The following is a 17107-nucleotide window of genomic DNA, read 5'->3' on the forward strand; positions in this document are numbered from 1 at the left end:
CAGCTATAATCCGCGCTCCATGCTTAAAAGACCAGAAGTGCGCCTGGCAGTGCTTGGAGCGGCCCTTTTGGGTTCCTCCCTTGCCTGGTATCTCATCTCCCCGCTGTTCACCAGTCGCCAAGCCTATGTCACCTTTCCGACTCTGGGCGTGATGGCGAGTTTTACTCCGCGCCCTCCAACAGCTACTTCCCCGCCAACAGAAACCGTCACCGCTGAAACCGCTGGTTCGGCCTTCGCCGATGCGCAATTAGTGGCCTCGGGCAACTTTGTCGCCTTGGCCTACACCGGCAGCGGCAGCGCGGAAGTCTACGCTCTGGATAGCGGCGAGCAAGTGCTAAGTCTTGAAGATGTTGAGGTTGAATACCGCCCGGAGTTGCGTGTGCTGCTGACCGATGTAGACCCGGCCGAGAAGTTCACTACTGCGCATGTGGCGGACAGCATTGACCTGGGTCTGCTGGAAAATGCAAGCGATCAGCAGTTTGAGTTGCCTGCTGGCTTCGAACTGGCCGACTACCGCGCCATTGTGATTTGGTGTGATCCAGAGCAGCTACCATACATGGCAGCTGCTCTGCATACGGTCACAGACGAGTCTACCCCCGAACCCTAATCAGACCAGGGGGCTACTTTGCGGTCCCAGCGGTGGGCTCTCAGCTGGCCTATCAGCTCGTCTGGCAGCGCAGTGCCATCGCTCAGGGCAATGTTCTGTTCTACATGCTCCAGTTTGCGCATGCCTGGAATGGTGGTGCTGACTGCCGGGTGGGCTAGTACGAAGCGTAGCGCCATTTCCGGCAATGACATGCCGCTGGGCAACAACGCTTTCACCGCTTCGGCGCGCTCCACCGTAGGCTTCAAATTCTCCGGGCCGAAGTAGCCAGAGCGCCAATCATCCTCCGGGAATTTGGTATCCAGCGTAAGTTTGCCGCTCAAACCGCCTTCATCCAGCGGCACGCGTGCCAGCACGCCCACGCCCATTTCCTCGCATAGCGGGAACAGCTCATCTTCTGGCGACTGGTCAAAAATGTTGTAGATCACTTGCACGGCATCCACCGCGCCGGTGCGGATGGCTTTCAGCCCGTTCCACGGTTCCCAGCGGTTGAGGCTCAGGCCGAACATCTTGATCAGCCCTTCTTCCTTCAGGCGCTGGGCAGCCTCAGCCCACTCAGGATCAGAGGCCCAGCTGTCATCCCAAACATGCAATTGCTGCAAGTGCAGGCTGTCTGTTCCCAAATTCTCCAGGCTGCGCTTGGTAAGGTCAATGATGTGCTGGGCGGGAAAGGCCTCTTGCAGCTTGTCAGCGGGGTCAGCCGGCCATTTTCCATTCTTGGGCGGCACTTTGGTGGCCACAATGATCTCAGCGTCAGGGTGGTTGCGGATGAGCTGGCCCAGCAGGCGCTCACTGTGCCCGGAACCGTAGGCCCAGGCGGTGTCAAAGAAATTGCAGCCTAGCTCAAGCGAACGCTCGAGCGCCGCCATGGATTGCTTGTCGTCTGCGTCGGTCCAACCGCCCATGCCCCACAAGCCATGGCCTATTTCACTTACTTTGAGGTTGTGTTTGCCAAATTTTCGGTATTGCATGCTGCCACTCCCTTTCTGCAAGAAGCAAGTATAACGGCCATAAACAACAGCGCCGGCGAAATGCCGGCGCTGTTGTGTTGGTTTTGTGTGCAGTTTTCTAGTTGCTTATGTCGGTGGTCATCAACTCCTTCCCAGATCTCAGTTCCTTTTCGTAGCGGTCGTGGCGGCGCACTTCGCGCATGCCCGCCCGCTCATACAGGCGCACCGCGCCGGTCAGGCTGCCGGCGTCCACATCCAGCTCAGCCCGCATCCAGCCGCGCTCGTAGAACTTGCCGAAGGCGTGCTGAAGCAGCGCCAAGCCCAGGCCGTGCTTGCGCCAGGGGCGGCGCACACCCAGAATGCTTATCCAGCCCAGCTGGCCTTCTCCATGCGGTTTCTTACGGCCAACCAGATAACCAGCGACTTCATCGCCATGCATGGCGATGAACCACAGATCGGGGTCAAACTCAGAGCCTTCTTCCACCATCAGGTGGCGGAAGCGTTTAAGACCGGCTTCGAACCCTTCGTCCACATGGCCAAAGTGATCAGAGAATGCTTCGTCGTGCGCTTTGTAAACACCCGCCAGATCGCGCTCAACTTCGAACGGGCGCAACTCAATGCCTTCCGGCCATGTAGGGGCTGGCGGTGTGGCAGCAAAGTCTACGCCCATTTCAAACACATGGCGGGTCACCTTGAAGCCGCGTGAAAGCAGCAGCTCATGCTGGGCCGGGATGTTGGCGATGGCATGCAAGCCGATGGCCACGCGTAGCTCCGCCGGCACACGTGCCAGCGCATCCTTGCAGCGCTCGATCGCCCAGTCCAGCAGCTTGGCCTGGGCAGGGGATCCCACCAGTTCCGGCAGTATGCGCTGGAAGATGTACGGGTTCACAGGCACCTCATTCCAGGCCAGTGCCTCCGCATAGCCCAACATCTCGCCACTCGGCGAGATCAGCGCACGAATGTCCCGCTCCAGATCGATCCCAGGCGTCTTCCAGAATCCCAGCACTTCATCGGCAGTGTCATCTTCCAGCCCGGCAAACACTTTCGAAAACTGGTTGATGACATGTGTCACTGCCTCAGCATCTTCAGTGGTTACTGAGCGCAGTGAAAAATCGTCAAATTCTTGTGTAGCCATTTTCTTCTCCTGATCAAAAAAACAAAAGACCGCAAGGGTTTGCCCGCGGTCTTAAACAAAAAGGCCGCAGGGCTGTGCGCCGTGCGGCCGTTCACCAAAATAGATGAGCTTTACTGGCCGGAAACAGGCGCACTACGCCAAGGCAGAGCGAAACCGCCGGCCTTGGAAGCCGGGGACTGCTTGGGGTCAATGGGAGTGAACAGAAATTTCACGCCTGTCTCCTAATTGCAGCAGTGTACACCAGCATCGACTCCTGCGTCAAGGGCGCAAAGCGTATAATCACGCAGATGAACAAAGCAGGCACTCCGTCTCCGTTTGCTTTTCTGCCCACCACGATCTTGCTGTTGCTCTTCGGCTGGGGCGGCCTGGGCTTGCTGCTTACCAGCACGCAGCCCAACCTGGTGCCGCGCTGGCTCTTCTTCTTCCTCGTCGCTATCGCCTTCACCGGTTTGGGGCTTCCGGTTGTTTCCTTCCTGAATTACCGCTTTCCAAGCGACCCGCCGGCACGGGTTAATGTCATCGTGCGCCAGGGGCTTTGGGTGGGTGTGTACGCGGCCACCCTGGCCTGGCTGCAGTTTGGGCGTGTGCTCAATGGAGCCTTGCTGGTTTTCTTAGCCCTGGCCTTCCTTGCCATCGAATGGTTCCTGCGTCTGCGCGAGCGCAGCCGCTGGGCGCCATAGCCACAGCGAAGCATATATAATCTGAGGAATGACAACGCAAACTGCACTGCAAGTCCTAGAGCAAACCAGCCGCACCTTCTATCTGCCCATCATTAGGTTGCCCCAAGGCCTGCAGGAAGCCGTGGCCGCCGGCTACTTGTGCATGCGCGCCATCGATGAAATTGAAGACCACTTTCATCTTACAGCCGAGCAAAAAACGCAACTTCTGCAGCAGATCTGTCTCATCCTTGATTCGCAGACCTCTGTCGAGCGATTTGACCACGCTCGCTTCGAGGCGCTCTTTGCTCCCTATAAAGACGAGCTGCCCGAGGTCACTCTGCGCCTCTCCGAGTGGTGTTGTTATGCACCGGCTTTCATTGCGCCCCGTGTGTGGGAGGCTACCTCGGCCATGGCGGGCCGCATGCGTGATTGGGTGCTGAACGGTTTCAGCGTACATTCGCAGGCCGATCTGGATCGCTACACATACAGCGTAGCTGGCGCAGTCGGCCTGTTGCTATGTGACCTGTGGGCCTGGTTTGAGCATGTACAGATCCATCGCAGCCTGGCCATCCAGTTTGGCCGCGCGCTGCAATCTGTCAATATTTTGCGCAACCGTCGTGAGGATCTGCAGCGCGGGGTTGACTTCTACCCCCAAAACTGGGGCGATGCAGAGATGCAAACCTACGCGCGACATAATCTCAAAGAGTTCGATGCCTACATGCAGGAGCTGGCTGCCAGCACCTTTTCCGACTTTGTGAACATCCCCCGCACCCTGGCGCACGCCACGTTGGAAGCCCTGGCCGAGGGGCGTGAGAAACTCTCGCGCGCTGATGTCCTAAAGATCCTGCAGGCGTTGGAAGCTCAAAGCACCCCAGGCTCAGCCTAAAAATATGGGAAAAGAAATAAAAATAGCCGGAGCTGGTCCAGCTGGCTTGGCGGCGGCAATTGTATTGGCTAGGGCTGGACACCCAGTTTCTGTGTTTGAACAGCGAGCCAATGTTGGAGGCAGGTTCAATGATGATTTTCAGGGCATTGAAAGTTGGAGCACTGATATTGACCCCCTCGAAGAATTTCATCAGCTGGGTATTGCAACAAACTGGTGGCTGAGGCCATTTCACGGGGGTCAGATGTTTAGTCCTGACTTTAGGAATGCTGAAATTGAAACGAAAAAGATTTTGTTTTATTTGGTGCGTCGTGGTGACAAGCATCCTGATTCTCTAGATACTGCCCTTTTTGAGCAGGCAAAAGGATTTGGCGTCCGTTTTGTCTTTAACAGGCGCCTTAGTCAAAGTGAAGCTGATATATGGGCAGCTGGCCCATCCGGTCCTCCAAAGGCTGTTGCTGCTGGGATAACCTTTGCAAAGGAGGGGGATGATTTTGCATGTGTATTGCTAAGTGAAGAGCTTGCACCATCAGGATATGTTTATTACTTGGTTAGCGGTGGGCAGGCAACTTTGGCAACTGTTCTCTATAGTAACTTTAGCTTTGTCCATCAAGCACTAAAGAACACGAAGAAACACATAGCGAGGTTGTTTGGCTTGACAAGGTTCCCTCAAGAAAAACAATGGGGAGGCTATGGTGGGTTTTCAATTCCCAAAAGTTGTTATCGAAATGGGGTTTTACATGTTGGGGAGGCTGCAGGCTTTCAGGACTTGTTGTTTGGTTTTGGTATTCGGAGCGCACTGATTTCTGGAGCACTGGCAGCCAAAAGCATATTGCTGAACACAGACTATGATTATCTTTGGCAGCAGCGATTGCTGCCTCAGCTTAGGGCCTCGACGGTGAATAGACTGCTCTATGGTTCGTTTGGGGATTTGCCCAAGAATATTTTTTGGCAGGCAGCTAAACGGGGGAATGCTTGGGGGTTCATGCGGTGGCTGTATAGCTATTCATTGCCGCACAGGCTAATTTTTTCTTGTTTACCTAAAGCCTTGTATTCGGTGGAAGCGTAATGAGAAAGGTACATGAGCAAGAACATTATTTTGAAAAATTAATGGGATTGATGCCATTCTCGCATTTCTGGCGAGCTGTGTTTGTTTCCGTATTGAGCTTACTGCTCTTTTTCTTGCTCTCCGTTCCCAATACTACTGAAGTACTTAGAACTAACATTTTCCTGCTTCAGTTGAATTTTTCAATCACAATTTTTATTGGCATTTGGCTGGGCGGCATTGCAGCTATGGACTTTCGTCTAATCTTTTCCCAATTACGGAAAGCATTTCGCTACAAGCGTACAAAGCGAAACCAACTCGAGGAAGGCGCAACCAGGCTCTGGGTCAGCTGGCGAGCTCAATTATTTGTGATTCCTTTCATGATTAGTGGCTTGGCAATCGCATTTTTAAATGCAGATGAAATGCAAGCATTTTTGGGTCAGTCTGGATTTTCTCCCTTGTATATCTACCTTGTGATTTTCCAGGGTTGTATTCTAGTAACTAATTTGCTTGGCGCGACAGCTTATTGGATTATGTATTGTCTGACTATTTTGTTTCGAGAGTATTCCAAATCGACTAAAGTGAATTCTTGTTTGTCAGACTTGACTGAACTTAAAAAAATTGAAGCTACCATCCGTAAGCTGAGTTTCTTTCTTTTAGTCATTATTCTAAGCTTGGTTCCTGCTATCCTTGTCATTGCTAGTCACTTGCCTGAGGAGCCCAGGCGGTTTCTTACCAATATGGGCGCTATATTGCCTATGGCAGTGTTGCTGCTGTCTTTCTTCTTTCCTACTTGGTTTTTAAATCAACTAATTAGGAAAACCAGAGAATGCAGAGAATCTATCCTTGAAAAGCAGATTTATTTCTTGGAGACTTGGTTGTTTAGTTCCACAAAACCTGATACATCCACGCTAAAAAGAGGCAGGTACTTGACCTCCCTTGCTGCTTGCCGTGAAGAAATGAAGCATTTGAAACAGGAAGCGACCAGCTCGTTCTCAGCAACAGTCCTCTTGGAGCTATTGTTAGCTGGCCTAGTATCGCCTGTAGCAACTTTAATTTTTCAGAGGATTGTGATATGAAATCAGATCTACCTGCCCTGATGCAAGCCCGTGGATTGGACGCCCTCATTATCCTGGGCGATGCCATGCACAACCCCGCCATGACCTATTTCACCGGTGTCAAACACGTGACCGATGGCGTCCTTGTGCTCAAGCGCGGCGAGGAGCCGGTGCTCTTCTATCACAACATGGAGCGGGATGAAGCCGCCGCCACCGGGCTGCAGACCCGCTCGATCACAGACTACAACTATCGTGATATTTACGAGCAGGAGGGCAAGAATCCATTGCGCGCCACCGCCCGCCTGTATCAGCGCATGCTTATCGATGTTGGCCTGACTTCCGGCAAAGTGGCCGTCTACGGCCAGCGCGATGCGGGCGAGACCTTTGGCCTGGTATCCGGCCTGCAGGAGCTGCTGCCTAATATCGAGTTCACCGGCGAGTACAAGGATTCGGTGCTGCTGCAGGCGCGTGCCACTAAAGATCCGCAAGAGATCGTGCAGATGCGCGATGTGGCTCAGAAGACAGTTCAAGTCGTGGGGCTGGTGGCCGATTTTCTCAGCCGTCAAAAGGATGTAAATGGCATTCTGACCGGGGAAGATGGCCAACCAGTCACCGTCGCCAAGGTCAAATCGCTCATCAGCCGTCTGTTGGCTGAGCGCGGCATGGATAACCCTCACGGCACCATCTTTGCGCCCGGCGCCGAAGGCGGTGTGCCGCACAGCCAGGGCAGCCCGGATGCGCCGCTGCGCCTGGGCGAGCCGATCGTGTTCGATATCTATCCGGTCCAGGCGGGCGGCGGCTACTTCGCCGATTTCACCCGCACCTGGTGCATCGGCCATGCCAGCCCCGAGGCGCAAGCCTTGTACGATGATGTGCGCTCCGTATTCGACACGGTGATGAGCGAGCTCAAGACCGGCGTGCATGGCACTGTCTACCAGGACCGTGTGTGCGAGCTATTCGAAGCTCAGGGCCACCCCACCGTGCGCAAAGACCCGCTGACCCGCAACGGGTACGTGCACTCCTTTGCCCACGGCTTGGGACTGGATATCCATGAGCGACCTTCCACGGGGCGTGACACCACTGCGGAAGATGTGCTCAAGCCCGGCATGGTGATCACCGTCGAGCCGGGTCTGTACTACCCTGAGCGCGGCCTGGGTGTGCGCATTGAAGACGCCGTCTACATGCATCCCGATGGCAGCGTTGATATCCTTGCGCCCTACCCGTATGACCTGGTCATCCCGCTAAAATCGTAGCGGGTGACCAGATTGCCGAATATCACACTTGGGTTGATCGCCGATACGCATGTACCAGACCGCAAGCGCGGTCTGGACGCGCGTATCATGCCCGCCTTCCTGCAGGCGGGTGTTGCCGCCATCCTGCATGCCGGCGATGTTTCCACGCCTGGCCTACTGCAGCAATTGGCTGAAGTGGCGCCCGTGCATGCCGTGCGCGGCAATACCGATTGGCTTGGGTTCCGTGATCTGCCAAACGCACGCCGCCTCGAGTTTGGCGGCGTGCGCATTGGCCTGGCCCATGGTCATATAAACTGGCCCAATTATCTGCGAGATAAGCTGGCCTACCTGCTGTATGGCCCGCGCTCGTTCGACTATTTCACCCAGCGCATGCTTGCCTTCTTTCCTGATGTGGATGTCATCGTCTTCGGGCACACGCACGAGCCGTTCATCCGCCGCTTTGGTCAAACGCTGGTCGTCAATCCCGGCTCGGCCTGCTGCCAGGTGCTGCAGGGCAAAGACCCCTCGTATGGCCTGTTGCATATCTCGTCCGGCCGTGCCGAAGCTGAGATCCGTTCCCTCCCTCCTCAAGATGAGACCAGCTTAAGCAGTTAGGGTCATTCAGGCAGCCTGCTTGTGATAGATGACCCTGTCGTCTCGTTATGGCTAATGAGACACTGTTCTCAGAATTAATGATGTCTACATAGGAGGTATGCAATGGCAACCAAAAGCAAACGTTCCGCCCCTGTGGTGCAAGCCAAGGCGGATCTCATCGAAAGCCTGAACGAGGATCTGGCAGGCGAACTGGGCGCCATTTCCCAGTACATCGTCTACGCCGCCAAGGTGACCGGCCCGTATCGCCCGCAGTTGGTCGAATTTTTCCTGGCTGAAGTGCCGGACGAACAGCGCCACGCTCAGTTCCTGGCCAACAAGATCGTAGCCCTCGGCGGCGAGCCCACCACCGAGGCCCGGCCAGTTGCGATGGCTGAGAGCAACCGCGAGATGCTGGAAGCCGTGCTGGAGGCCGAGCAACGCGCCGTACGCGATTACACCCAGCGCGCCGAGCAGGCCGAGGAATACGGCGATAAGGGTCTCGCCGTCGAGCTTGAGAACATCGTCAGCGATGAAACCCGCCACGCCGAGGAAACCGAGCGTATTTTGCGCGATTGGCCGTTCTAAACTGGCCTGATCTGCGCTGAAAATCACTAAAAAGCCGCCAAAAGGCGGCTTTTTAGTTTACGACTATAATTCCGCCATTCCCCCTTCTGGAGACACAATGGCTGGCAAACGTATCAAGCTCATCATCAACCCCAATGCTGACCTGGGTAACGCCTGGCGGCAGGCTACAGACCTGCGCGCCATCGCCGAGCAGCATGGCGGCGCGGATTGGGCCGGCACGGTGTACCCCACCCACGCTACCGAGCTGGCTCGCCAGGCCGCCGAAGAAGGGTACGAGATGGTCATTGCCGTCGGCGGTGATGGAACCGCTCACGAGGTCATCAATGGCTTGATGAGCGTGCCGGCCAACAAGCGCCCCAAGTTTGGCATTGTGCCGCTCGGCTCCGGCAACGATTTTGCCCACAACCTGGGCTTGCCTGATGGCCCGCGTGATGCCCTTCAAATGGCCCTCCAGGGCCATACTCGCAAGATCGATATTGCCCTGATCGAAGATGAAAACGGCCGTAAAGAGTATTGGGATAACACCATGAACATCGGTTTTGGCGGCTCAGTCAATATTTATTCCCACAATTTGCCGCTGGTGCGCGGCTTTTTGATGTATTTTGCCGCCACGCTGCTCACCATTATTCGCCGCTACGATGTGATGAAAATGAAGATCACCACCGACCAGGAGAACTGGGAGGCGGATGTGCTCATGCTGGGTGTGTGCAATGGCAAGCGTGAGGGCGGCGGTTTCATTACCGCGCCGGATGCTGAGTTTGATGATGGCCTGCTCAACTACACCCAGGTGAACAAGATCTCGCGCTTGGCAATGTTCCGTCTGATCCCGGAATTTCTCAAAGGCACCCAGGGCCGCTTTGAAAAGCAGGTCAAGATGGGCACTGCCAAGACGATCGAGATCCAGTCCAAACAGTCACTCACCATTCATATTGACGGCGAGACTTTCTCCGGCTTTAACAGCAACGTGCATAACCTCAAGATCACCGTTTTGCCGCAGGCGTTGGAAGTGCTGGCGCCTTCTGCCAGCTAGGGCGGCTGCCCATGCCAGGCCTTGAGCATAGCCTTAAAGGCCATGATCTTGCCTATTTGCGCAGCGTAGCTGATGTCTGGCGCCTGGAGCTTGACGCGCCGGATGCCCGCCGCGCCGTCCAGCAACTCGCCACCCAAATTGCCCAACTGATCACTGAGCCTGAGCTTGTCCCCCCGGCCTGCCTGCCAGCCTTGCAAACGTTGGCTGCCGCCGGCGGTCGCATGCCCTGGCTGCAGTTCGTGCGCACTTATGGCGAGCTGCGTGAAATGGGCGCGGCCCGCATTGAAAAAGAACGCCCGCAGCGCAATCCCGTCTCCGTAACTGAGCAGCTTTGGTATCGTGGCCTTTTGGGCCGCGCCTTCTTTGAAACCTCCGGCGGCCCAGCTGAATTCGGCTACCTGCCTGACGAAGTGCTCGCCACCTTGCCCTCGCCCTCTCCGGTGCCGGCGCAGTTGGGTCGCCCCGCCCGGCCGGATGAGCGCGCCGTGGTGCACGCCGTCAACGACGGCGTGCTGGACGAGGCCACCAGCCTGCTGGCCGCTCTGCGCGTCGGCAAGGCGCTGGACGAAGCTGCCGAGCTTGAGAACTGGCAGATCCAGCCGGCGTTCCTGCAAGCGTTGCTGCAGGCAGCCGGCTTATTGGATGCCGCCGGCAAGGTGAGCGCCAACGCGGCACGCAGCTGGCTTGAGATGCCGCGTGGCGATGCATTGCAGGCGCTGGTGGCCGCCTGGCTGCATAGTGACGAGCTCAATGAATTGCGTCTGCTGCCCGGTTTGGTAGCCGAGGGCGGCTGGCAAAATGACCCCAGGTCAACCCGCACCACGGTGTTGACCTTGCTACGCAATCTGCCCGCTGGACAATGGTGGAGCCTGGCCGCCTTTGTCGCCGACATCAAACAGCACCAGCCTGACTTTCAGCGCACGGGTGGCGATTACGACGCGTGGTATCTGCGCGACGAAGACGGCAATTTCCTGCGCGGTTTCGCTCATTGGGATGCCGTGGAGGGTGTGCTTCTGCGTTACCATCTCACTGGGCCTTTGCATTGGCTGGGGTTGCTGGAGCTGGCCGGCGCCGAAGGTGACGAGCCGCTGGCCTTTCGCTGGAGCAGCTGGGCGGAAGACTTGCTTGCTCAGCGCAGCCCCATGCTGTCCGCCGAGAGCGTAAAACTTAAAGTGGATTCGTCGGGTCAAATTACCGCCGCACGCCTTACACCCCGCGCTGTCCGCTATCAGGTGGCTCGTTTCTGTACCTGGCAGCCGCCGCGCAAAGGTAACTACCAGTATCAGATATCCGCCGCTGGCTTGACCGCTGCCCGCCAGCAAGGCTTGCAGGCTAGCCAACTGCTAACCCTGCTGCAGGCCCAGGTGGGTTCAGCCTTGCCGCCTAACCTGCCGCAGGCGCTGCGCCGCTGGCAGCAGCACGGCGCTCAGGCACAACTTGCGCCGCGCCTGGTGCTGCGCGTCCACTCCGCCGCGGCGCTCAAGGCGCTGCGCGCCTCACGCGCCGCCCGCTGGCTGGGCGAGCTGCTCGGCCCGCTGGCCATCGCCGTCAAGCCCGGCGCCAGCCAGCAGGTTCTACAAGCCCTGCTTGAGCTAGGCTATCTGGGAGAGATCGAGGAAACTAAATGACCGCCATCCACTGGAGTAAAGCCAAGGATCAAATTCAGCAGCTGGCTATGCAGCCGCGCTTCGGCCTGTTCAGCGATCTGGATGGCACTCTGGCGCCGATTGCACCCACACCCGAAGCCGCCGCCATCACTCCGGGCAACCGCCAACACCTGCAGGAGCTGGCGGCGCAGCTGCCTGTGGTGGCCTTGATCTCTGGTCGCCGCGCCGGCAGCTTGCAGGCCAAGGTGGGCCTGCCCGGCTTGATCTATGTTGGCAATCATGGCCTCGAGCAATGGCTCGACGGCCAGGTGGTGGGCCTGCCGCAAGCGGCAGCCCACCGCACTGCGCTGGAGCAGGCCCAAGCCGCCATCCGGGCTATGCTGCCGCCCGGCGCGGTTGCCGAGGACAAGGGCCTGACCCTTAGCATTCACTACCGCCAAACCAAAGATCCGCGTGAGTTCATGCTGACCCGCGCCGTGCAGATCCATAACATTGCCCAGCAGCATGGCCTGGTCTTGTTCACCGGCAAAATGGTGCTCGAGGTGCGACCCCCGGTTGAGGTCGACAAGGGCACTGCATTCCGTGACCTGGTGTTGGAGCACCAGTTGAGCTCCGCCTTGTTCCTGGGGGACGATATTAGTGATCTGGCCGCGCTGCAAGCCGCCGCCGCACTACGCTCCGGCGGCATAGCAGCCTACGGCGTAGGCGTGCAGTCAGAGGATGCCCCGCCAGAGGTAGCCGCTCACGCGGACTACCTGGCTGACGGCGTTGCTGATGTGGAGCAACTGCTGGCATTCCTTCTGGCTGCACGCCAGGCTAACGTTTGATTTACTGCTGTTGGTAGATCGTTCGCAAGAACCGGTTCAGCAGTAACAGCAATAGCGCTCCCTGGTATGCAACTGCTACCAGGAAGTAGGGCCATACGGCTGTCTCGCCGGCTTCAAGCAGCCAGTAGATCTTTACCGGCCAGAAAGACGGCAACAATCCAAATGCCCAGTGCCATCCTGAAGTAACAAAGTACGAAAACATGGGCAGCATCAGCATAATGAAGCCAGCGGCCTTGAGCAGAGCAAAACCCTGCACCTTGTTGGTGGCAAAACTACCCAGGAACAGCATCCAAAGCGGCGCAAGTAGTGCCGCTGATAGAGCCACGATCAGCTGCTGAGCCACGCTCAGATTTCCCAGCCCCGCTAGCGGATACGCGGCCATGGTCATCAAAACAGAGATGACCAGCGGCACGCTGACACGGTAGATCACATAGTCGCGCATGGGCAGGGGCGAAACCTGTAGCGCCTGCAGAGTTTGATTGTCGCGCTCATCCAACACAAGAAAGCCGATTGCCATGCCCACCAATGCGCTGGACAACATCACAAAGAAATAGCTCATCACCAGAAAAAAGAAAGGCTCGATGTCAAAGCCTATTCTGGCGAGAAACTGGTCGCGGATCCACGGCACGGCAAAGCGAACAAGCACCGCCAGCGCAAATGGCATCAGTGCTATGTAAGCAAGCATTTTGTCGCGGCGGATGCCGCGTACGTCAACCGGTCCTAGCGCACGCAGCGCTTTGATAGCATTCATTATCGTGTTCCTTCCCGTCGAATGACGAAACGCCTGAAAACGCGCAGTGAAAGATAAAACACTACTCCCACAGACACCAACCCATAGGCTAGTCCATAAGCGACATGCCAATTGGGAACTTCATTGAACGCAGCGCGTATAAGTACCAGTGGCGCCTGTAGGGGATGCAGCCAGAACAGCCAATGATCTGAGACTCCGGCCGCGTATAGCAGGGGAGGCAGTGAAGCCAGCACCCACAACACTGAAGGGAACAGGAACTCGTTGATCGAGTCGTAGCCAGCCACGGCAATGAAGCCGAACAAACTGTAGATCGCGGCTGTAAGTAATACCCCCAGGGCAAATAGCGGCCAGTTGAAATCGAACCCAGACAGCAGGATCACGATCAGACTGCTTTCCAGCAGCGAGAGCAGGCCCAGCGTCGCTACTTTTGAAGCCAGGTACTCTGCTGGTCGCAGAGGAGTGATGATCTGGGCCTCCATCGTGCCTTCGCTCTTCTCAAGCAGAACCAGGCCTGCCATGAAGTAAAAAGTAGTGATCAGCAGATTGCCCAGGGTCAGAGTGGGCCACAGGTAGCGGTAATCAGGCACGTTCAAGCGCGTAAGCGCAAGTACCAAAACAACCGCCACGAACACTACTGCATAGTAGAACCCGTTGCGCATTTGCAGGCGTACATCCGTTTGAATGGTTGGCAAGATGCGCTTCATGACAGACCTCGACCGGTCACTTCGATAAAGATGCCTTCCAATGTTGCTTCGGTCGTGTGCATTGTTTGCACGGTGCCGCTGCGCAACAAGCTGAGGAACTCGGCGTCATCGCCAAGTCCGTCCATCTTGAACTCTTTGGTGGTTGTTTCGCCGCTGCTGCCATGCTCAACCCGAACGTTGGGTGTGCCGTACTTCAATTTCAACGCCCGTGGGGAATCGATCAGTGCAATCTGCCCGTCCACAATGAAAGCTACGCGGTCACATAGCTCATCCGCGATCGTCATGTCATGTGTAGTAAGAAACACAGTTTTTCCCGCTTCACGCTGGGCCAGGATCAGATCCTTCACCCGGCGCGCATTAACTGGGTCCAGGCCAGCAGTGGGCTCGTCCATAAAGAGTAACTCTGGGCTATGGAGCAGTGAACGGGCGATGTTTAAGCGATGGCGCATGCCTTTGGAATACTGCGATGCCAGCATTTGACCATCGTCACCCAGATTCACCAAGCTCAGTAGTTCCTGCGGATCGCGCTTGGCGCCCTCGTACAGAGCGCCAAAATAGCGCAGGTTTTCGAGGCCGCTTAGCTTGAGATACAAATTAGGCACTTCAAAGGCCACGCCAATGCGCTCGTAGAGTTCAGAGCCCCAAGTAGTGATATCGCGGCCAAAAACCGAAACACCACCATTGAAATCGCGCAGCAAGCCTGTGAGGATCTTTTGGGTTGTCGATTTGCCAGCACCACTTGGGCCCAAGAATCCAAAAATCTCCCCAGGTTTTATCTCGAAACTCAGGCTTTTAACGGCTGGGTCGCTGGCGGCCTTATAGGCATAGGTGAGGCTGTTTACGGTAATCATCTTGTCTCCCTGAAGGGGGTTGGATAGGAAGCCAAGATTGTATCATTGTTTCCTTGCGAAGGCTAGGGGTTGGGAGTGCCTTCCATGGCGTTCAGAGCATCCTCCACTTGAGCTGCGAACCATTCGCGCACATCGTTCTTGACGACAGTTTCGCGCAATGCAGCAGCCCGGCGGCTGCGCTCTTCCAGCGGCATGGTTAGCGCTTGGTGCATGGCCTCGGCCGTGCCGTAGACATCAAAGGGCGAGACCGTGAGTGCATCTTGACCGAGCTCATAGAAAGCGCCAGCAAATTCGGAGAGTAGCAGCACGCCATTCTCGCGGTTCACGAGCACGCCTTCTTTGGCCACCAGGTTCATCCCATCCGCGATCGGGTTTACCAGCAGCACATCATATAGCTGCATCGCCGCAATGGCGCGTTGATAATTGTCACCCACCACGATCCGAACAGGCTCCCAGATTGAATCGCTGTAGTGGGCGTTGATAAGCCCGGCTTCGGCCATGATCTCGCTTAGATAGTTCTGGTACTGGTCCACTTCCATGCGGGATGGCACCAGCAGCGCCAGCATCTGCACCTTGCCGCGGTGTTGAGGATACTTGCGCAGCAGTGCGCGATAGGCCTGTAGGCCACGCAAGTTGTTTTTGCTCGGCTCGATCCGGTCCACGCGGAGGATCACGGCGCGGTCGCCAACCATGTTCAGTAGTTGCGAGCGTTCAAGTCGCGTCACCTGCTCGTCGGCAAGCTGGCGCAGTTTCTCAACATCGATGGAGATGGGATACGAGACTGCCCGCACATCCCGCCCGTCGTACTCCACGGCATCGCGGCGGCCGTGCGCATGCGCGCCAAGATAAAAGCGACAGCACTGCACAAAATTGAAGGCATCCTTTTCGGTTTGGAAGCCAACCCGGTCTGATTTCAGCAGACTGGTAAGTAACGCATCACGCATCGGTTGGGGCAGAATGCGCCACGCGTCTGGCCCGGGCCAGGGGATATGGACAAATGGCTGGATTTGCACGCGCTCACCCACCAGCTCACGCAGATAGTGCGGCGTCATGTAGAGATGATAGTCCTGCGGCAGCACGATCACGGGCCGGTCAGTTTCGCCGATCGACTCGGCGATCGCTTCAGCAAAAAGCTTGTTTACGGGTTCATACCCTTGTTCCCATGCGTTCCAGGTTTCCTCTGTGATGCTTGGGGCGCGGGGGATATCCCACAGTTGGTGCTGGATGAACCACAGCAGCGGGTTGGCGATTTCGTTGTAATACCCCTCGTAATCTTCCAGCCGCGGTTCCACCAGTTTGAGGTCGATCCCCTCCACGGTCTGCGCTTTGCCGTTGTGACTTTGCGACCACAAGCGGTCGTCTTCGCTCATGGCCGATGCCACCCAAAGCACTTCGTGCCGCTCGGCCAGCGCCCCGAGCGCGGTCACCAGGCCGCCGGCGCCGCGCTCCACCGAGAAGCGGTTACCCTGCTTGTGGAATGAGAATGGCCCGCGGTTGGAAGCGATAATGATCAGAGCCTTTTTTTCTGCTGCAGAATCCATTTAGAGAGCCCACCCCGGCTCAATATCCATTGCCAGCCCGTTGTACGGTGCGCGCTTAAGTGAATGGCGGTAATAACCGGCCGCCGCGATCATGGCGGCGTTATCCGTGCAAAGCGCCAACGGCGGCAAGTGCACGGGCACTTCAAGATCAGCTTGCAATTGAGCGCGCAATGCCTTGTTGGCAGAGACGCCGCCGGCCACCAGCACTTCCTTGGCGTCAAATTCATCCAACGCTTTGCGGGTCTTGCCCACTAGTACATCCACAACCGATTCCTGAAAGCTGGCCGCCAGGTCTGCGGTCGGCAGCTTGGCCGGGTCTTCATCCGGAGCGATGGCGCGGATCTGGTGCAGCACCGCGGTCTTGAGCCCGCTGAACGAGAAATCCCACGTGCCGGGCAGCCAGGCGCGCGGCAGGCTGAATGCAGCCGGGTTGCCGCTCTCGGCGGCTTTTTGGATGCTGGGCCCGCCGGGGTAGGCCAGGCCGAGCAGACGCGCCACCTTGTCAAAGGCTTCGCCAGCCGCGTCATCAAGTGTGCCGCCCAGGCGTTGGTAGCTTAGATGGTCCTTCATCAGCACCAGCTCGGTGTGCCCGCCGGAGACGATCAGTGCAAGCAGGGGGAATTGCGGAGCATCGCCATTCACCGTACCCAGCCCCACCCAGGCTGAATACAAGTGCCCTTCCAGATGATTGATACCGTACAGGGGTTTCTTGCCACCCAACGCCAGCCCTTTGGCCATGTTGAGTCCCACCACCAACGAGCCGGGCAGGCCTGGTCCGCGTGTCACCGCAATGGCGTCAATATCGGCCAACTCCAAGTGCGCCTGGCTCAGCGCTTCTTTCACTACGCTGTCGATGACTTTGATGTGCTGGCGGGAGGCAATTTCAGGGAAGACGCCGCCGTACTTGGCGTGCATCTCGGCCTGCGAGGCGACCACATTCGAGAGCGCCAGCCGGCCATCTTCCACTACGGCCGCGGCGGTCTCATCGCACGAGGTTTCGATGCCGAGAATACGGGCTGGTTTGAGCTTGCTGCGAGACCGGGCCATAAAA

General features: G+C 57.1%; 18 protein-coding genes. 11 read left to right on the forward strand and 7 right to left on the reverse strand.

Annotation, left to right across the window (positions count from 1 at the left end; genetic code table 11):
- The first annotated feature begins 19 nt into the window (after positions 1 to 19).
- A complete protein-coding gene (locus tag KIT08_07335; protein ID UYN88905.1) occupies positions 20 to 607 on the forward strand; it encodes a DM13 domain-containing protein in 588 nt (195 codons plus the stop codon).
- Here the strand turns inward: KIT08_07335 and KIT08_07340 are convergent.
- Positions 604 to 1575, reverse strand: a complete 972-nt coding sequence (locus KIT08_07340; protein ID UYN88906.1) for an aldo/keto reductase — start codon at positions 1573 to 1575, stop codon at positions 604 to 606. The two genes, KIT08_07335 and KIT08_07340, sit on opposite strands and share 4 nt — an antisense overlap.
- A 97-nt stretch (positions 1576 to 1672) precedes the next feature.
- Positions 1673 to 2689 (reverse strand): GNAT family N-acetyltransferase, encoded by a 1017-nt coding sequence (locus KIT08_07345; protein ID UYN88907.1) that lies wholly within the window; start codon positions 2687 to 2689, stop codon positions 1673 to 1675.
- Positions 2690 to 2976: 287 nt separating this feature from the next.
- Between KIT08_07345 and KIT08_07350 the strand changes: the two genes are divergently transcribed.
- The 10 genes from KIT08_07350 (at position 2977) to otsB (ending at position 12209) form a co-directional block, all read left to right on the forward strand.
- The gene (locus KIT08_07350; GenBank protein ID UYN88908.1) at positions 2977 to 3369 is read left to right on the forward strand and encodes a hypothetical protein; all 393 of its coding nucleotides are present in this window, start codon (positions 2977 to 2979) and stop codon (positions 3367 to 3369) included.
- Between the two features lie 28 nt (positions 3370 to 3397).
- Entirely contained in the window at positions 3398 to 4234 is an 837-nt protein-coding gene (locus KIT08_07355) for a phytoene/squalene synthase family protein (GenBank protein UYN88909.1), read from the forward strand.
- 4 nt (positions 4235 to 4238) lie between these two features.
- Entirely contained in the window at positions 4239 to 5300 is a 1062-nt protein-coding gene (locus KIT08_07360; GenBank protein ID UYN88910.1) for an NAD(P)-binding protein, read from the forward strand.
- Entirely contained in the window at positions 5300 to 6355 is a 1056-nt protein-coding gene (locus KIT08_07365; protein UYN88911.1) for a hypothetical protein, read from the forward strand. The genes KIT08_07360 and KIT08_07365 overlap by 1 nt, the downstream gene beginning before the upstream one ends.
- Complete coding sequence (locus KIT08_07370; GenBank protein ID UYN88912.1) at positions 6352 to 7587, forward strand: aminopeptidase P family protein; 1236 nt, start codon at positions 6352 to 6354, stop codon at positions 7585 to 7587. The genes KIT08_07365 and KIT08_07370 overlap by 4 nt, the downstream gene beginning before the upstream one ends.
- A gap of 12 nt (positions 7588 to 7599) precedes the next feature.
- Complete coding sequence (locus KIT08_07375) at positions 7600 to 8181, forward strand: metallophosphoesterase family protein (protein ID UYN88913.1); 582 nt, start codon at positions 7600 to 7602, stop codon at positions 8179 to 8181.
- Positions 8182 to 8283: 102 nt separating this feature from the next.
- On the forward strand, positions 8284 to 8745 hold the full coding sequence (locus tag KIT08_07380; protein UYN88914.1) for a ferritin-like domain-containing protein: 462 nt from the start codon (positions 8284 to 8286) through the stop codon (positions 8743 to 8745).
- A gap of 97 nt (positions 8746 to 8842) precedes the next feature.
- Positions 8843 to 9775: a diacylglycerol kinase family lipid kinase gene (locus tag KIT08_07385; protein ID UYN88915.1), complete on the forward strand. Its 933-nt coding sequence runs from the start codon at positions 8843 to 8845 to the stop codon at positions 9773 to 9775.
- Positions 9776 to 9786: 11 nt separating this feature from the next.
- The gene (locus tag KIT08_07390) at positions 9787 to 11403 is read left to right on the forward strand and encodes a hypothetical protein (GenBank protein ID UYN88916.1); all 1617 of its coding nucleotides are present in this window, start codon (positions 9787 to 9789) and stop codon (positions 11401 to 11403) included.
- Positions 11400 to 12209, forward strand: coding sequence for a trehalose-phosphatase (gene otsB / locus KIT08_07395; protein ID UYN88917.1), 810 nt, complete (start codon positions 11400 to 11402; stop codon positions 12207 to 12209). The genes KIT08_07390 and otsB overlap by 4 nt, the downstream gene beginning before the upstream one ends.
- Before the next feature lies 1 nt (position 12210).
- Here otsB and KIT08_07400 read toward each other — a convergent pair whose 3' ends face one another.
- The 5 genes from KIT08_07400 to tsaD all read right to left on the reverse strand — a co-directional run bounded on the left by KIT08_07400 (position 12211) and on the right by tsaD (position 17103).
- Positions 12211 to 12960 carry a hypothetical protein gene (locus KIT08_07400; GenBank protein ID UYN88918.1) on the reverse strand — a complete coding sequence of 250 codons (750 nt, stop codon included), beginning with the start codon at positions 12958 to 12960 and terminating at the stop codon, positions 12211 to 12213.
- On the reverse strand, positions 12960 to 13664 hold the full coding sequence (locus KIT08_07405; GenBank protein UYN88919.1) for an ABC transporter permease: 705 nt from the start codon (positions 13662 to 13664) through the stop codon (positions 12960 to 12962). The genes KIT08_07400 and KIT08_07405 overlap by 1 nt, the downstream gene beginning before the upstream one ends.
- Positions 13661 to 14515: an ABC transporter ATP-binding protein gene (locus KIT08_07410; protein ID UYN88920.1), complete on the reverse strand. Its 855-nt coding sequence runs from the start codon at positions 14513 to 14515 to the stop codon at positions 13661 to 13663. The genes KIT08_07405 and KIT08_07410 overlap by 4 nt, the downstream gene beginning before the upstream one ends.
- Positions 14516 to 14577: 62 nt before the next feature.
- Positions 14578 to 16056: a trehalose-6-phosphate synthase gene (locus KIT08_07415; protein UYN88921.1), complete on the reverse strand. Its 1479-nt coding sequence runs from the start codon at positions 16054 to 16056 to the stop codon at positions 14578 to 14580.
- Entirely contained in the window at positions 16057 to 17103 is a 1047-nt protein-coding gene (gene tsaD / locus KIT08_07420) for a tRNA (adenosine(37)-N6)-threonylcarbamoyltransferase complex transferase subunit TsaD (GenBank protein UYN88922.1), read from the reverse strand.
- Between the last annotated feature and the right edge of the window lie 4 nt (positions 17104 to 17107).

The organism is Anaerolineales bacterium (genome assembly GCA_025808555.1).
Lineage (GTDB): Bacteria > Chloroflexota > Anaerolineae > Anaerolineales > UBA11579 > JAMCZK01.

Excerpts from the sequence above, each read along its gene's own strand:
- KIT08_07335 (UYN88905.1), top strand. The coding sequence starts at position 20 with ATGCTTAAAAGACCAGAAGTGCGCCTGGCAGTGCTTGGAGCGGCCCTT.
- KIT08_07340 (UYN88906.1), bottom strand. The coding sequence starts at position 1,575 with ATGCAATACCGAAAATTTGGCAAACACAACCTCAAAGTAAGTGAAATA.
- KIT08_07345 (UYN88907.1), bottom strand. The coding sequence starts at position 2,689 with ATGGCTACACAAGAATTTGACGATTTTTCACTGCGCTCAGTAACCACT.
- KIT08_07350 (UYN88908.1), top strand. The coding sequence starts at position 2,977 with ATGAACAAAGCAGGCACTCCGTCTCCGTTTGCTTTTCTGCCCACCACG.
- KIT08_07355 (UYN88909.1), top strand. The coding sequence starts at position 3,398 with ATGACAACGCAAACTGCACTGCAAGTCCTAGAGCAAACCAGCCGCACC.
- KIT08_07360 (UYN88910.1), top strand. The coding sequence starts at position 4,239 with ATGGGAAAAGAAATAAAAATAGCCGGAGCTGGTCCAGCTGGCTTGGCG.
- KIT08_07365 (UYN88911.1), top strand. The coding sequence starts at position 5,300 with ATGAGAAAGGTACATGAGCAAGAACATTATTTTGAAAAATTAATGGGA.
- KIT08_07370 (UYN88912.1), top strand. The coding sequence starts at position 6,352 with ATGAAATCAGATCTACCTGCCCTGATGCAAGCCCGTGGATTGGACGCC.
- KIT08_07380 (UYN88914.1), top strand. The coding sequence starts at position 8,284 with ATGGCAACCAAAAGCAAACGTTCCGCCCCTGTGGTGCAAGCCAAGGCG.
- KIT08_07385 (UYN88915.1), top strand. The coding sequence starts at position 8,843 with ATGGCTGGCAAACGTATCAAGCTCATCATCAACCCCAATGCTGACCTG.
- KIT08_07390 (UYN88916.1), top strand. The coding sequence starts at position 9,787 with ATGCCAGGCCTTGAGCATAGCCTTAAAGGCCATGATCTTGCCTATTTG.
- otsB (UYN88917.1), top strand. The coding sequence starts at position 11,400 with ATGACCGCCATCCACTGGAGTAAAGCCAAGGATCAAATTCAGCAGCTG.
- KIT08_07400 (UYN88918.1), bottom strand. The coding sequence starts at position 12,960 with ATGAATGCTATCAAAGCGCTGCGTGCGCTAGGACCGGTTGACGTACGC.
- KIT08_07405 (UYN88919.1), bottom strand. The coding sequence starts at position 13,664 with ATGAAGCGCATCTTGCCAACCATTCAAACGGATGTACGCCTGCAAATG.
- KIT08_07410 (UYN88920.1), bottom strand. The coding sequence starts at position 14,515 with ATGATTACCGTAAACAGCCTCACCTATGCCTATAAGGCCGCCAGCGAC.
- KIT08_07415 (UYN88921.1), bottom strand. The coding sequence starts at position 16,056 with ATGGATTCTGCAGCAGAAAAAAAGGCTCTGATCATTATCGCTTCCAAC.
- tsaD (UYN88922.1), bottom strand. The coding sequence starts at position 17,103 with ATGGCCCGGTCTCGCAGCAAGCTCAAACCAGCCCGTATTCTCGGCATC.